Origin of the sequence: Methylobacterium sp. E-065 (genome assembly GCF_022829605.1) — a bacterium.
In the GTDB taxonomy this organism is placed as follows: Bacteria; Pseudomonadota; Alphaproteobacteria; order Rhizobiales; family Beijerinckiaceae; genus Methylobacterium.
This window is the reverse complement of sequence record NZ_JAKSYD010000096.1, coordinates 1-14,213: the sequence shown is the minus strand read 5'-3', so window position 1 is coordinate 14,213 and position 14,213 is coordinate 1. Positions and strand designations below refer to the sequence as shown.

The window sequence follows — 14,213 nt, the reverse complement described above, 5'->3', positions numbered from 1 at the left end:
CCCCATCATGTTCAGCGACGGGTCACGGTACGCGTTTGGGCAGACCGACATCCCCCGCCGGGACGAATTTCTGCGCCCGCTTGCCGGTATCGACCTCTGTCGTGAAGACGTTCCCCTGCGAATCGACCGCGAGATTGTGGATCCAGTGAAACTGGCCTGCCATGCGGCCGTTGCGGCCGAAGGCACCCAACACTGCGCCGGTGGCGCGCTCCAGGGTACGGACCTCGTTGTTGGCCCCGTCGGCATTGAGGAGATAGGTCTGGTCCGCGTCCGGCCAGAGCGCCAGTTCCCAGACCGAGCCGTTGGCCCGGGTGTTCTTCTCCACGAAGAACTCCGTCACGAAGCTCCCGTCCTTCCTGAACACCTGAACCCGGTCGTTGGTCCGGTCACAGACATAGACCAACCCGTCCTTGGCGATGCGCACGCAGTGGACCGGGTTGGCGAATTGCTGGGCCGGAGCGGCCGCCGGATCGTAGGGGCCGAGCTTGTCGTCGGTGGGCGGCTTGCCGTAGGCGCCCCACATCCGCTTGAACGCCCCCGTGTCCCGGTCGAACACGATGATGCGGTGGTTGTAGTAGCCGTCCGCCACGTAGACCTCGTTGGCCGCCATATCGAAATCGACGTTGGCGGGCTTCCCGAGACGGCTGGTGTCGCGGCTGTCGGTCTGCGGGCCGGACTTGCCGATCTGCAGCACGAACTTGCCCTCGGGGGTGAACTTCAGAAGCTGCCCGTCCTGATCGCCATTGCCGGCGATCCAGACGAAACCCTGGCCGTCGATCTGGATGCCGTGCTCGTTGGCCGGCCAGTCGTAGCCAGTCCCGGGGCCACCCCAACTCCGTAGAAGGTTGCCGGCCTGATCGAATTCCAGCACCGGCGGGGCCGGCTTGCAGCATTTGGTCCGGGGCGGATCGAGGCTCGCGGCCTTCTCGTCGTCGGTGAGGGTACGCGGTCGCTGGATCACCCAGATGTTGTCCTGCGCGTCGGCGGCGACGCCCGCGGCCTGACCCAGGATCCAATCGTTCGGCAGCGGCTTCGGCCAAGTGGGATCGACCTGGAACCGCGGCGGGTCCGTGGCCGCCGCCGGGCCCGCGAGGGCGAGCAGGCAGGCGAGCGCCGGCAGCGCGGCAACGATCCTCGCAGAGATCCGCATGGCGTGTCCTCCCGCGCCTGTTCCGGCGCTCGGTGCCAGCATGACGTTAGGATCCGGCCGGATCCAGTCGGACAGACACGGTTCTGTGACAGGCCCCCATGGACCACCGCACAGAAAAAAGGCCACTCCCGAAGGAGCGGCCCGAAGTCTAGGGAGGAAACGCCCAAGAAGGGCTGCAGGACCGCGACGCCATCGCTGTCCCGCGCTGCACAATCTGCGCCCGTGGCTAAAAATTGCAAGACCATCAGGACAGCACCGCTGTCCTTTTGTGCGACGGCACACGTGTCCACGGACCCCTGTGCTGAAAATGCCGCAGGCTCGTTCCCGAGGGTAGATCCCGGAGATCCCGCGTAAAACCTATGTCGATTGCAGCGTAAGTCGCTGGCCCAATGCAGGTTTGGGTCGTTCATCCCCACTGCTTCCCCGGGGCTCGACGATCGCCGGGCGTGCTCACGCCCCGGAGAGACGACGGCGCGATCCGCTCTAGCTTTCAGGGCCAGTGTTCGGTGCATGACGCGAAGTGGGGATCAGGGTGAGCATGGCGATCCAGAGTGAGCGGATCCGGGTTCTCAACGACGTCGAGCCGCGCGAAGACGGGGCTTACGTGCTCTATCTCCTGCAACAGGCCAATCGGGCCTCGTTCAACCCGGCGCTTGAACTGGCCATTGAGGAAGCGAACCGCCTGGGCCTCCCGGTGGTCGCTTGCTTCGGTCTGCTCGATGGCGCCAGCGGCTTTCCCGAGGCCAACGCCCGGCATTACGCCTTCCTGCTCCAGGGTCTTGCGGATGCGAAGGCCGGTCTGGAGAAGCGCGGGATCGGCTTCGTCATGCGCAAGGCCTCGCCCGCAAAGGTCGCCATCGACCTCGCGAAGGACGCGGCACTCCTCGTCCTCGACCGGGGCTATCTCGCCATCCAGAAGGGCTGGTACGCGGAGATCACCGAGGCGGTGAAGACCCGGATCGTCCAGGTCGAGGGCGACGTGGTGGTGCCGGTCGAGACAGCCTCGAACAAGCATGAATACGCCGCCCGGACCCTGCGGCCGAAGCTGAACCGGCTCTGGGACCCGTTCATCGAAGAGCTGAAGCCGCGCAAGCCCAAGCACGCGGCCGAGACGCTCAAGCTGAAGAGTGCCATCGACGTCTCGGACCCCGAGGCGGTGCTCGCCGGCATGACGCTCGATCGCGTGGTCGGGCCGGTGAAGCGCTTCATCGGCGGCGAGACGCAGGCCCGCAAGCGCCTGAAGGCGTTCGTGGCGGACGGCTTCGCGGGCTACGGCGCGGGCCGCAACATGCCGGAGGCGGCCGCCGCCTCGCACATGAGCCCCTACCTGCATTTCGGTCAGATCTCGCCCGTCGAGATCGCCCTGGCGGTGCGCGAAGCCAAGATCGGCGACGACGACGACCGCGGCGCTTATCTGGAGGAACTGATCGTCCGGCGCGAGCTCGCGATGAACCACGTCTTCTACACGGAGGGCTACGATTCCTACGAGAAGGCCGTGCCGGACTGGGCGCGCAAGACGCTCGCTGAGCACGCGAAGGATGAACGCCCGCACGCCTATTCGGAGGCCGAACTGGCGGCCGGCGAGACCCACGACCTCTACTGGAACGCCGCGATGCGGGAGATGCGCGAGACCGGCTACATGCACAACCAGCTGCGGATGTACTGGGGCAAGAAGATCCTCGATTGGTCCCCCTCGCCCGAGGAGGGGTTCGCCCGCACGCTTCGGCTCAACAACCGCTACTTCCTCGACGGGCGCGACGCGAACTCCTTCACCAATGTCGCCTGGGTCTACGGCCTGCACGACCGGCCCTGGGCGCGACGCAAGGTTTTCGGGACCGTCCGCTACCAGAGCGAGAACTCACTGAAGAAGTTCGACGCGAAGGGGTACGTGAAAGCGGTAGAGAAACTCTGCGCCGCAGAGGGTTGAAAGGGGGCCGGTCCCGGATCAGGCGCATCGATCAAGGCCTTCGAATCGAGCCCGGGTGATATGCCGGGGCCGGCGTGCCTTGACTGACCTGGGCCACGCCACATCAAGTGCGGTATAGCATCCGCTCCGGCGGCGCGGGTGCAGTACTCGATCATGGTGGACACACGGGACGACGTGCGGGAAACGGCCGGATCCCCCCGCCCGCGGCGCTCCCGCTACCGCCGCTCGATCATGCGCCTGCGCTCGGCCTCGCTGGAGGCCTACCCGCTCTGGCGCGGCCGGATGCTGTTCCTGGCCGGGGGCATCTGCGTCGGCCTCGCTGCCGTGCTGATGGCCAAAGGGGCAGACCTCGCGCAGGACGGATTCCGGCGGCTCATCGCGATCTCCCCGCTGATCGCGCTGGTGCTGACGCCCGCCGGCTTCGCGCTCGCGGCGCTGCTCGCCCGCACGGTGTTCCCGAATTCGCAGGGCTCGGGCATCCCACAGGTGATCGCGGCCCGGCACGCCCGGGATGCGCGCTTCCGGTTCTCGCTGATCTCCCCACGGGTGGCCCTCGGCAAGGTGCTGGTGCTGTTCCTCGGGCTGTTCTGCGGCGCCTCGGCAGGCCGCGAGGGGCCGACCGTACAGGTCGGCGCCGCCATCATGGCGGCCTTCGGCCGACTCACGCCGGACCGCCTGCCGGGCCTGTTGCTGGCGGGGGGCGCGGCTGGCGTCGCTGCGGCCTTCAATACGCCGCTCGCCGGCATCGTGTTCGGGATCGAGGAATTGGGCCGGGCCTACGAGGCACGCTCCTCCGGCCTGATCGTGGCCGGGATCGTCGCGGCGGGCCTGACCTCGCTGTGGCTTCTGGGCAATTACACCTATTTCGGCACCACCCAGGCTGAGCTGCCGTTCGCGGCGAGCTGGGTCGTGCTGCTGATCGCGGCCGTCGGCGGGCTCGCGGGCGGGTTGTTCAGCCGGATCGTGATCCTGTTTGCCCGCGGGCTACCGGGGCGCGCCGGCCGCCTGATCCGAGCTCGGCCGGTGGTGTTCGCGGCCGCCTGCGGGTTGTGCGTCGCCCTGTGCGGCCTCGCCTCGGGCGGAACGGCCTACGGCACCGGCTACGAGGAGGCCCGGAATATCCTCCACGGCGATGCCGCGGCCGGCTGGGCCTACGCGCCGTTGAAATTCGCCGCCACCGTGCTGAGCTCGATCAGCGGCATCCCGGGCGGGTTGTTCGCGCCGTCGCTCGCGGTCGGGGCCGGCCTCGGCGGCACGGTCCACGGCCTGCTGCCCGATATGCCGGTGGGCGCCCTCGTGCTGATCGGCATGGTGGCCTATTTGACGGGCGTGCTCCAGGCGCCGATCACCAGCTTCGTCATCGTCACCGAGATGACCCAGAACCACGCCATGATGATCCCGCTGATGGTGGCCGCATTGGTCTCCGACGCCGCCTCGAAGGCGGTTTGCCGGGGCGGCCTCTACCACACGCTCGCGGAGATCATGCTGGAGCGGGCCGACGTGCCGGCGCAGCCGGTGAGTCAGACCGCCTGACCGGCCTTAAGAAAATAAGCGGCCTGGGGCTGGACCGCGGAACGGTCTCGCTTGGCATTGGTTGAGGCAACGAAACCTAGCCCGGTCGTCGGGCGCGTGTGGAGTGATGCCATGACCCTCCTGAAATGGGCCCTCATCTGCTTCGTGATCTCGCTGATTGCCGGCGGCCTCGGCTTCACCGGCATCGCCTCGGGGGCGGGCTCGCTGGCCCGGATCCTGTTCGGCCTGTTCCTGCTGGTCGCCATCGTGATCGTGGTCATCGCCTTCGCGGTCGGCCAGGCGGTGTTCTGAGGCGCGCGTGATGCGCGGCACGGTCTGCCTCGTCACAGGGGCGACCAACGGGATCGGCTACGAGACGGCCTTGGGCCTCGCGCGCTTAGGCGCGCGGGTCGCCATCGTCGGGCGCGATGCCGCGCGGACGCGAGCGAGCGCGGACCAGATCCGCACCGCGGTGCCAGGCGCCGTGGTCGATCCGCACATCGCCGATCTCTCGGCCCAGGCCGAGATCCGGCGTCTCGCCGCGACCCTGCGGGACGCCGATCCCCGACTCGACGTGCTGGTGAACAATGCCGGCGCGATCTTCGACCACCGCACCCTGACCGTCGATGGGATCGAGCGCACCTGGGCGCTCGACCATCTGGGCTACGTGCTGCTGACGCTCGAACTGCTCGACACCCTCAAGGCGTCCGCGGCGGCCGGCGGCAAGCCGCGGATCGTCAACGTCGCCTCCGCGGCTCATACCCGAGGGCATGTCGATTTCGACGACATCGAGGGCGCACGGCGCTACGGGGCCATGCGGGCCTACGCGCAGGCCAAGCTCGGCAACGTGCTGTTCACCTATGCCCTCGCCCGGCGGCTGCGCGGCGAAGGCATCACGGTCAATGCCCTGCATCCGGGGGTGATCAATACGGGCTTCGCCCGGAACACCGGCGGCCTGTTCGGTACAGCGTGGTCGCTGATGCGGCCGTTCCTGACAACGCCGGAGAAGGGCGCGCAGACCTCGCTCCACGTAGCGAGCGCCCCCGAGCTCGATGGCGTCACAGGCCGCTACTTCTCCCATTCGAAGCCCAAGGCCTCCTCGTCCGAGAGCCGCGACGAGGGCGTGCAGGAGCGGGTCTGGGCGCTGAGCCTGAAGCAGGTGGGGCGGAGTGAATGAGGGGAGACTGGCTCAGGCGGCGGCCGACACGAAGCCAGGTTTGATAGAGGTCTTGAAGAGCGTCATGTCCCCCAGAGCGCATCGCGTTCTTCGGGGGTCAGAGATGTCTGCGGGCCCGCTTGGCCTTCGCGAAGGCTGCTCGGCGGATTGCCGCCACACGCTCCGCAAGAGGAATCGCTGCGTCCGCGCTCGCTGTAGCGGTCCGGCGCCCCTGCTTGATCGTCGCCGGATCGCTAGGCGCCTCACTTGGCTTCATGGTTTCCTCGGCTGCGGTTCGGGGCGGGTCTGTTCAGGCGCCCCTTTCCCGGACAGGTGTAGCGGCAGCGGAACCTGATCCGGGATCTAGCATGAGACGTCGCGAAGCGTCTGACGGCATCAAACAGTGCCGCTTGCGCGGCGCTTCCTATGCTGATTCCCGGGTCGCATTCCGCTTTCGCTCCATGCGCCCAGGAAAGGGTGCCGCCGTGAAGCCCCCCCTCACGCTGCCCGCCGCACCCCGTGATCCCCCTGCTGCTGGATCTCGACGAACACCCGGGTCACGTCCGGATTGCGCTGCTTCAGCGCCCGGTCGAGGCGGGTCACGAGGCCCTCGACATCGCCCGCGCTTACGTCATCGGCCATGTCGATGCTGAGATTGACTAGGATGTCGGAGGGGCCGAGGTGCTGAGTTAGCACCTCGTTGACGTGGAGCACGCCCGGCTCGGCGCGGGCCAGCTCGAAGATCGCAGCGACGACCTCGGGATCGGCGGCCTCGCCGATCAACAGGCCATGGGTCTCGACCATCAGGAAGCCGGCCATCCCGATCAGCACGAGGCCGATCCCCACCGAGGCCCAGCCATCGAGGCTCGGCATTTCCAGGATATGGCTCAAGGCGACCCCGGTGAGGGCGATCAGCAGGCCGATCAGCGCCGCGGTGTCCTCGGCCAGAACCGTGAACAGGGTCGGATCCTTGCTGCGCCGGATCGCCCGCACGGCCGAGTGCTGGCCCTTCTCGGCCCAGAACTGGCGCATCGCCACGAAGAACGAGGTGCCCTCGGCCACGATGGCGAAGCCCAGGATGCCGACATTCACCCAGATCCCGGGCAGCTTGTAGCCGAAGAGTTCGGCGTCCACGTCCGGCTCGGGGTGGCGAACGCGCTCGATGCCCTCGTAGACCGCGAAGACGCCACCCCCGAGGAAGATCATCAGGGCGACCACGAAGGCGTAGAAGTAGATCTCGCGGCCGTAGCCGAACGGGTGCCGGTCGTCGGCGGGCCGCTCGGACCGCTTCATGCCCACCAGCAGCAGCACCTGATTGGCTGTGTCGACCACCGAATGCACGCCCTCGGCGAGCATCGCGGTCGAGCCGGTCAGCGCCCCACCGACGAACTTCGCCACCGCGATGGCAAGATTGGCGCCCGCCGCCGCGTAGATCGCCCCCGTGCTCTCGTGCGCCATCCGGTAAACCTCTGCACCCCGATCCGCGCCGCCCACCGGGCACCGCCACGCTCCAGCCGCGGCGGTGCAAGCGTTCCAGTGCACGGCCGGTTCCCATGTGGACGCGGCTGGGCGGCCCGTGCAACCTGTCGCCGCTCAAGGTTTTCCGGAGGCGGCATGGCCGACGCGCGCTACGACCCCGACAACATCTTCGCCAAGATCCTGCGCGGCGAGATCCCCTGCCACCGCGTCTACGAGGACGCGCAGACGCTGGCCTTCATGGACGTGATGCCCCAGGGCGAGGGCCATACCCTGGTGATCCCCAAGGCGCCGGCCCGCGGCCTCCTCGATGCCGACCCGAAATCGCTCGAGGCCCTGATGGCAAGCGTCCAGCACGTCGCGCGCGGCGTGAAGGCGGCGTTCCAGGCGGACGGGCTTACGGTGTTCCAGTTCAACGAGCCGGCCGGCGGCCAGACCATGTTCCACCTGCACGTCCACGTCATCCCGCGGCGGGAGGGCGTGCCGCTGAAGCGCCACGAGGGCGGCATGGCCGACAACACGATCCTGGCCGAGCACGCGGCGCGCATCCGCGCGGCGCTCGAAACGCAGCGCTAAGGGTCAGGCCGCGCTGGCCGAATCGCCTTGAGCCATGCTGGCGAGCAGTCGGCGCAGGGCGGCGTTCTCGGTCTCCAGCTCGCTCACGCGCCGCAGCAGCAGGGTCACGGAGGCATCGGTCGCGACCGGATCGGGCACCGCAGCAGCCGCAGCCCGGGCGGCGTCCTCGAAGGTCACGCCGATCCCGTCCTCCCGCCGCCAGCGCAGGGTCGCCCGGTAGGTGCGGTCCTTCTGCGGGATGTAGAGGTCGAACACCTCCGGCAGCGTCGTGGTCTCGCTCATGACGAGGCGCGCGCCGGACGAGGACATGTCGCGCACGAGGCAGTCGAAGCTGGACGACCCGTTGTTGAAGACGATGCGCCCCTTGAGGAAGACCCTCTGGCGCGTCTCTCGGCGGTGCTCCGACATACGTGCGGCTCCGGAAGGCTGACAATTCGACAGAGTCTGCACGCCAGCTCTTAAGGAATCTTCGTCGGGATACCGGACTCCGGACCTATTTCAGAGCCGGATATCGATAGAGAGCGGGCGGATGCGGGTTCTCGTCCGGGAGCAGTGCGGCAGCCGCCGGTTCCGCGCGTCTCACATCCCGGCAGGGAGGAAAGTGCGTGCGGAGTCCCCGCTCACGCCGTGAAGCGCCGGTCCACCGTCTGGAACAGATAGAAGCCGTTGAAGCGCACGGCGGTGTCGGCGGCCCGGTCGTCGAAGTCGAGGGGCTGACGGCTGCCGTCACAGAGCTTGCCGCCGAAAACCCACCGGCCGGCACCGATGAAGGGCGGCACCGTGCTCGCCTCCGGCACCGCGCAGCAGAGGCCCTCCTCGCCCTTGAGCTGGAACAGGTTGTAGCTTCGCATTCGAAGTCCTCCGCCTGGCCGCCCTCGAAGCCGCCTGTTCCCTGTGCAGGAGCCTGCACTGGCAATAATTGGCTTGACCGTGCTCATAATGGCACAATCGGTCGAGTTTGTGACGGTCAAGTTTCAGGGACGTTTCGGTTCAGCTCGTCGATCCAGATCCGCGCCGAGCCGTCCGAGGGCGCGCGCCAGTCGCCCCGGGGCGACAGGGAACCGCCGGCCGAGACCTTCGGGCCGTTCGGGAGTGCCGAGCGCTTGAACTGGCTGAAGCCGAAATAGCGGTTCAGGAACACGCCGAGCCAGCGCCGGATCTCGGGAAGGTCGTAGGCGACCCGCTTGGCTTCGGGGAAGTCCGGTGCCCAGAAGCCATGGTCCTTGTCGCCCCAGGCGTGCACCGCCAGGAAGGCGATCTTCGAGGGGCGGAACCCGTAGCGCAGCGTGTAGAACAGGTTGAAATCCTGCAGCGCGTAGGGGCCGATCGTGGCCTCCGTGCTCTGCGGGCTGTCGTCCTGGTCCATCGGCACCAGTTCGGGGGAGATCTCGGTGTCGAGGACCGCCTGCAGCGTGCGCGCCTCCTCGGGCCCGACCTCGCCGTTGCCGATCGCCCAGCGGATCAGATGCTGGATCAGGGTCTTGGGTACGCCGGCATTGACCGCATAGTGGCTCATCTGGTCGCCGACGCCGTAGGTGCACCAGCCGAGCGCCAGTTCCGAGAGGTCGCCGGTGCCGACCACGAGACCGCCCGCGTTGTTGGCCAACCGGAACAGGTAATCGGTGCGCAGCCCCGCCTGCACGTTCTCGAAAGTCACGTCGTAGACCGCCTCGCCCCTGGCGAAGGGGTGGTTCATGTCGGCGAGCATCTGCTTGGCGGCCGGGCGGATGTCGATCTCGGCGGCCGTGCAGCCGAGCGCCTTCATGAGCGCGTGGGCGTTGGTCTTGGTGGCGTTCGAGGTGGCGAAGCCCGGCAGCGTGTAGGCCATGATGTCGGAGCGCGGGTATCCCAAGCGGTCGAACGCCTTGGCGATCACGATCAGCGCGTGAGTCGAATCGAGGCCGCCCGAGACGCCGATGATGGCCTTGCGGGTGCGGGTGGCCTCAAGCCGCTGGGCGAGGCCGGCCACCTGGATGTTGTAGGCTTCGTAGCAATCCTGCGCGAGGCGCGACGGGTCGGCTGGCACGAAGGGGAAGCGCTCGATCCGGCGGATCAGGCCGAGATCGGCCTCGGGCGGGTCGAGCCGGAACGGGATCCGGCGATAGGCGAGGGCGTGGCGGCGCGCGTCGTCGTCGAAGCTGCCGGCCTGGAGGCGCTCCTGGGCGATCAGGTCGAGGTCGATATCGGCCATCGTGGCCACCGGCTCCTGCGGGAAGCGCGGGCCCTCGGCGAGGCGCACGCCCAGCTCGTCGATGCTGGTCTGGCCGTCCCACGACAGGTCGGTGGTCGATTCTCCCTGGCCGGCGGCGGCGTAGACATACGCGCAGGCGCCCCGCATCGACGCGGCCCGCGACAGGAGTGCGCGCGACTCGGCCCGGCCGACCGTGATCGGGCTGCCCGAGAGGTTCGCCAGCACCGTGGCGCCGGCCAGCGCCGCGCGCATGCCGGGGGGCTCGGGCACCCACAGGTCCTCGCAGATCTCCACCCCGACCACGAGGCCCGGCAGATCCTCGGCCAGGAACAGCAGGTCGGTGCCGAACGGCGCATCGATGCCCGCGACCCGGATGGTCTCGCCGACGATCCCCGCGCCGGACGCGAAATGGCGCTTCTCGTAAAACTCCCGGTAGTTCGGCAGGAAGGTCTTGGGGATCACGCCAAGCAGGCGGCCGCCCTGGATGGCGAGCGCGCAGTTGTAGATCCGGTGGCGCCAGCGCAGCGGCGCGCCGACGAGCAGCAGCGGCCGCAGGCCCGCCGATTCGGCGATCACCCGGGCGGCTTCTTCCTCCACGGCATCGAGCAGCGTCTGCTGCAGCAGCAGATCCTCGATCGCGTAGGCCGACAGCCCGAGTTCGGTGAAGACCGCCAGTGCCGCACCCGCATCGTGGCAGGTCTGCGCGAGGGCGAGCACCGCGTCGGCGTTGCGCGCGGGCTCGGCCGGGTGGCTGCGGCCCGTGCAGGCCGCTACCCGGGCGAAGCCGTGGCGGTAGAGGGAGCGGAAGGTGGCCGGTCCGAGGCCCCGGAGATCGGCGGGGGAGGGGGAAGGCGGCTGGGTCACGGGCACCTGTCCGTCGGAGGGGCTCTCAAGCCCATATGTGGCTCGATCTTGGGGCTGCATTCAGTGGAGGACGCCCGAGAGGCTTCGGATGCCCTCTATGGCCTCCTCATTTCACGGGCTCGACCGCCCGCTTTTCGCGTCGGCTTCCCGTTTTGGCTCCGCCGAATTTCACCGTCACCGTCGCCTCTGCTGCGGCCAAGGTAAGCTGCCGCCCAGTCTTGCGTATGACCCCGGTCGATGCCAGCGCGGCGACATCGTCATAGACGCGCCTGTAGGGCCGCCCGACGCGGCCGGCGAGGGCTGTGATGGATGGTGCCGGCGCATCCGCGAGCGCGTCTAGGATCTCGAGCCGCGCGTTCGAGAAGGCCGCCTTGAAGCCGTTCAGGCTCTCAAAGACGAGTACGGGCCGTTCGGGCGTGAGGTCGCCCGCTTCGGCGCGGTGCCAAGCCGTGATGAAAGCCTCCCCGATCTCTTCGGCCGAACCGCCGATCTGAATGAGGGTGCCCTTGCTCATAGCGATCCTCCGCGAAGCAGGCGGACCTCGCTGAGGAAATCCGCGACCAGCTGCTCGACTGTGGTGACGATGTAGTTCGACGGCAGGTCGCCGCGATGGACGTGGTCGCCCTTCCCCGCTTCGTTGTCGTAGGCGAGGATACGCTCACCGGCACGACCGTAGAACAGTGAATATTTCAGGCTGTGCGCTGATCCGCGTACGGGCGTCGGCACCACCACGATTTTCATCTGAAGGATCACGCCGTCATCGTAAACGATCCGGCGGCTGAAGAAGGGGGTCGCCTTGGCCATGGATTAAATGTGCCGGACGCAATATGACGTCAAGCGTCATATTTGTCAGGCGGAATGCTTCTGATTGAGCACTTCGAGGTGGGCTTCTCTCTTTACGGGCATCCTGTCCCGCAGCGTCCCACCGCCCCACCGACAGCCCACATGGTTTCCACCAGATGGCCCCATGGCAAGCCTCCATTAACGACGAATGGCCTAACTCGGAGCAGCCGCCGCGCACCGGCGGATCCCTGTTTCGAGTATCGTTCGAGAACCCATGCGCGCATCGGGACGGCCTCCGTACTCTCACCGTGATCCCGCCCGCCCGGTGCGCGGCGGCGACCGCTCGGGTCTCTCCCTGGGAGCCCTGGCGCATCGGCTGATGGCGCTCCGCGCCAGCCTCACCCGCCGCCTGTCCGGCTCCCCCGCCGGGCTGCCCGCCCGTCCGGCCCACGGCGCCCCCGGGCGCCGGGCCGAGCCGAGCTGGCTGACCACGCCCGCCACGATGGTCGGGCGCGACATGCCGGAGCGTTCCATGCGTCCGCGCGCTGCCACGCCCGAGCATGTCTGGCCCGACGAGGTCTTCGACGACCGGGCGCGCCTCGATGCGCCGGAGGCACCGGTGTTCGAGAGCCGGATCGACCGCAGCGCCTCCTCGCCGGGCGTGCTGGTGCGTCAGCCCCGCCGGCCCGCCGCCATCGCGCCCGAACATGCTCCGGACGGTGCCCCTTTGCACGCCCCGGTCCCCGCGCCGCATCCGGCCATGACCGCCTCGGCCGTGCGCTACACCCGTACGCCCGATTCGGTGCTGCAGGAGCGCCGCCAGCGCGCCCTGGAGGCCGAGCGCGTCGCCCTGGAGCGGGCCCGCGCAGAGGCGCAGGCCGCCGCCCTGGCTCAGGAGACCGAGCGGACCGCCCGCGAGCAGGCGGAGCATGAACAGGCCGAGCGCGCCCGGACCGCCGACGCGCAGGCGGAGCAGGCCTTGGACGCCTCCGTCCTGTCCGGTCCCGCCCACGAGGCCGAGGTGGTGCCGCTCTGGCGCCAGCCCTTCGTCGCCCCGCCGGGCGTCCGCTTCTTCCGGACGCCGGACCGCCGCCCGGCCCGGCCCGCCGTCGAGCTGGCCGCGTCGACGGCCGTGATCGCCCCGGTGACGGTGGCTTCAATCGCTCTTGAGCCGGCTATCCAGGACATGGTCGCCCAGACGTCCTTCATCGAAGAGGCCGCCCTGCCGCAGATCGAGGCCGCTATCGAGGCCCCTGCTCGGGACTGGTCCGATCTGCCGGACTGGTCGGGGGTCCAGCCCTGGTTCGGCGGCGGCGATTGGTCGTCCGTGGAAGCCTGGGCGGCCCTGGAGCCGCAGCCTGCCGAGGCCACCCCGGTGCCGGCCGCCATCGAGCCCGCCATCTCGATGACCCCGGATGCCGTGCAGCCGCCGCGGCCAGTCTACGTGCTCGACCGGCTCGTGCGGTTCGATCAGCCGCCGCGCCCCGCCGATGGGCAGGACAACGGTCGGATGCAGGCGCCCGAGACCGTACAGCGGGATGACGCGGACGCCGCGATCCGCAGCGCGTTCCTGCCCTTCGCCGCGGCGTCGGCGCCGGCAGGCCTGTCGCTGGTCTTCGGCCCGGGCAGCGCCACGGCTGGAGCACATACCACCGAGGCACCGACCGCCGAGGCTCCGCGTCGCGCCCCGATGCTCAGCGCCATGGCGGCCCGGGCCGCGATCCGCGCCGCCGGGCAGCCGAGTTCCGCACCGGCGCTCCCTCCGGTCCAGGCCGAGGCTGTGCCGGTGGCACCGGCCGTGTCCGGCCCGGAGCAGGCCGAGGTCGAGCGGGTGGTAATTCCGATGACCCCGCGTCCGGTCCTGCTGCGGGGCAAGCTGGCGCCCCAGCCTGAGCCGGCGCAGCCCGAGCCGGCTTTGGCCGAGATCGAGGCCGAAGGCGAGGCTGAGCTCGAAGCCGCGCCCGTCGCGACCATGATCGAGCCGGTCGCCGCCGCGCCGGTTGCGCTGCCGATGGTCTCGCCCCGGGCGCACCTGATCCCGGCGGGCCGGCATCTAGAGATCGCGTCCATCGAGAACGCCGATTACGAGCTGCCGTCCCTGGAATTGCTCGCCCTGCCGGCCCCCGGCGGCAGCGAGGAGGTCGATGCCGACGTGCTGGAGCAGAACGCCCTCAACCTGCAGCAGACGGTCCAGGATTTCGGCGTGCGCGGCGACATCCTGGCGGTGCGGCCGGGCCCGGTCGTCACCCTGTACGAGCTCGAGCCCGCCCCCGGCACCAAGTCCAGCCGCGTGATCGGCCTGTCCGACGATATCGCCCGGTCGATGTCGGCGGTCTCGGCCCGCGTCGCGGTCGTGCCCGGCCGGAACGTCATCGGCATCGAATTGCCGAACGAGACCCGCGAGACCGTCTACCTGCGCGAACTCCTGGCCTCGGCCGATTTCGCCGAGAGCAAGCACAAGCTGGCTCTGTGCCTGGGCAAGAACATCGGCGGCGAGCCGATCATCGCCGACCTCGCGCGTATGCCGCATCTGCTCGTTGCCGGCACCACCGGCTCGGGCAAGTCGGTGGCGATCAAC

The 14,213-nt window shown here is 69.0% G+C and carries 13 protein-coding genes; 6 read left to right on the top strand and 7 right to left on the bottom strand.

Annotated elements, in window-relative coordinates:
* Window positions 1-22 precede the first annotated feature (22 nt).
* Window positions 23-1,150 (bottom strand): hypothetical protein, encoded by a 1,128-nt coding sequence (locus MKK84_RS09480; protein ID WP_243919085.1) that lies wholly within the window; start codon window positions 1,148-1,150, stop codon window positions 23-25.
* Window positions 1,151-1,688: 538 nt separating this feature from the next.
* Here MKK84_RS09480 and MKK84_RS09475 point away from each other — a divergent pair.
* The 4 genes from MKK84_RS09475 to MKK84_RS09460 all read left to right on the top strand — a co-directional run bounded on the left by MKK84_RS09475 (window position 1,689) and on the right by MKK84_RS09460 (window position 5,766).
* A complete protein-coding gene (locus MKK84_RS09475) occupies window positions 1,689-3,077 on the top strand; it encodes a deoxyribodipyrimidine photo-lyase (protein WP_243919084.1) in 1,389 nt (462 codons plus the stop codon).
* Between the two features lie 153 nt (window positions 3,078-3,230).
* Window positions 3,231-4,610 carry a chloride channel protein gene (locus MKK84_RS09470; protein WP_243919083.1) on the top strand — a complete coding sequence of 460 codons (1,380 nt, stop codon included), beginning with the start codon at window positions 3,231-3,233 and terminating at the stop codon, window positions 4,608-4,610.
* A 111-nt stretch (window positions 4,611-4,721) separates the two neighbouring features.
* A complete protein-coding gene (locus MKK84_RS09465) occupies window positions 4,722-4,901 on the top strand; it encodes a DUF1328 domain-containing protein (protein ID WP_007566531.1) in 180 nt (59 codons plus the stop codon).
* A 10-nt stretch (window positions 4,902-4,911) separates the two neighbouring features.
* Entirely contained in the window at window positions 4,912-5,766 is an 855-nt protein-coding gene (locus MKK84_RS09460; protein WP_243919280.1) for an SDR family oxidoreductase, read from the top strand.
* A 477-nt stretch (window positions 5,767-6,243) separates the two neighbouring features.
* Here the strand turns inward: MKK84_RS09460 and MKK84_RS09455 are convergent, their stop codons facing one another.
* Entirely contained in the window at window positions 6,244-7,203 is a 960-nt protein-coding gene (locus MKK84_RS09455; protein ID WP_243919082.1) for a cation diffusion facilitator family transporter, read from the bottom strand.
* 156 nt (window positions 7,204-7,359) lie between these two features.
* Between MKK84_RS09455 and MKK84_RS09450 the strand changes: the two genes are divergently transcribed.
* Entirely contained in the window at window positions 7,360-7,797 is a 438-nt protein-coding gene (locus tag MKK84_RS09450) for an HIT family protein (protein ID WP_243919079.1), read from the top strand.
* A gap of 3 nt (window positions 7,798-7,800) precedes the next feature.
* On the opposite strand, the gene MKK84_RS09445 is transcribed toward MKK84_RS09450, so the two are convergent.
* The 5 genes from MKK84_RS09445 to MKK84_RS09425 form a co-directional block, all read right to left on the bottom strand.
* Window positions 7,801-8,205, bottom strand: coding sequence for a PilZ domain-containing protein (locus MKK84_RS09445; RefSeq protein WP_243919077.1), 405 nt, complete (start codon window positions 8,203-8,205; stop codon window positions 7,801-7,803).
* 212 nt (window positions 8,206-8,417) lie between these two features.
* A complete protein-coding gene (locus MKK84_RS09440; protein ID WP_243919075.1) occupies window positions 8,418-8,648 on the bottom strand; it encodes a hypothetical protein in 231 nt (76 codons plus the stop codon).
* Window positions 8,649-8,764: 116 nt separating this feature from the next.
* Window positions 8,765-10,852, bottom strand: a complete 2,088-nt coding sequence (locus MKK84_RS09435; protein ID WP_243919073.1) for an NAD(+) synthase — start codon at window positions 10,850-10,852, stop codon at window positions 8,765-8,767.
* A gap of 106 nt (window positions 10,853-10,958) precedes the next feature.
* Complete coding sequence (locus tag MKK84_RS09430; RefSeq protein WP_243919071.1) at window positions 10,959-11,366, bottom strand: hypothetical protein; 408 nt, start codon at window positions 11,364-11,366, stop codon at window positions 10,959-10,961.
* Window positions 11,363-11,656, bottom strand: coding sequence for a DUF6516 family protein (locus tag MKK84_RS09425; protein ID WP_243919070.1), 294 nt, complete (start codon window positions 11,654-11,656; stop codon window positions 11,363-11,365). The genes MKK84_RS09430 and MKK84_RS09425 overlap by 4 nt, the downstream gene beginning before the upstream one ends.
* Window positions 11,657-11,909: 253 nt before the next feature.
* On the opposite strand from MKK84_RS09425, the gene MKK84_RS09420 reads away from it, so the two are divergent.
* The coding region (locus MKK84_RS09420; RefSeq protein WP_279599439.1) for a DNA translocase FtsK at window positions 11,910-14,213 on the top strand (2,304 nt) is incomplete at its 3' end.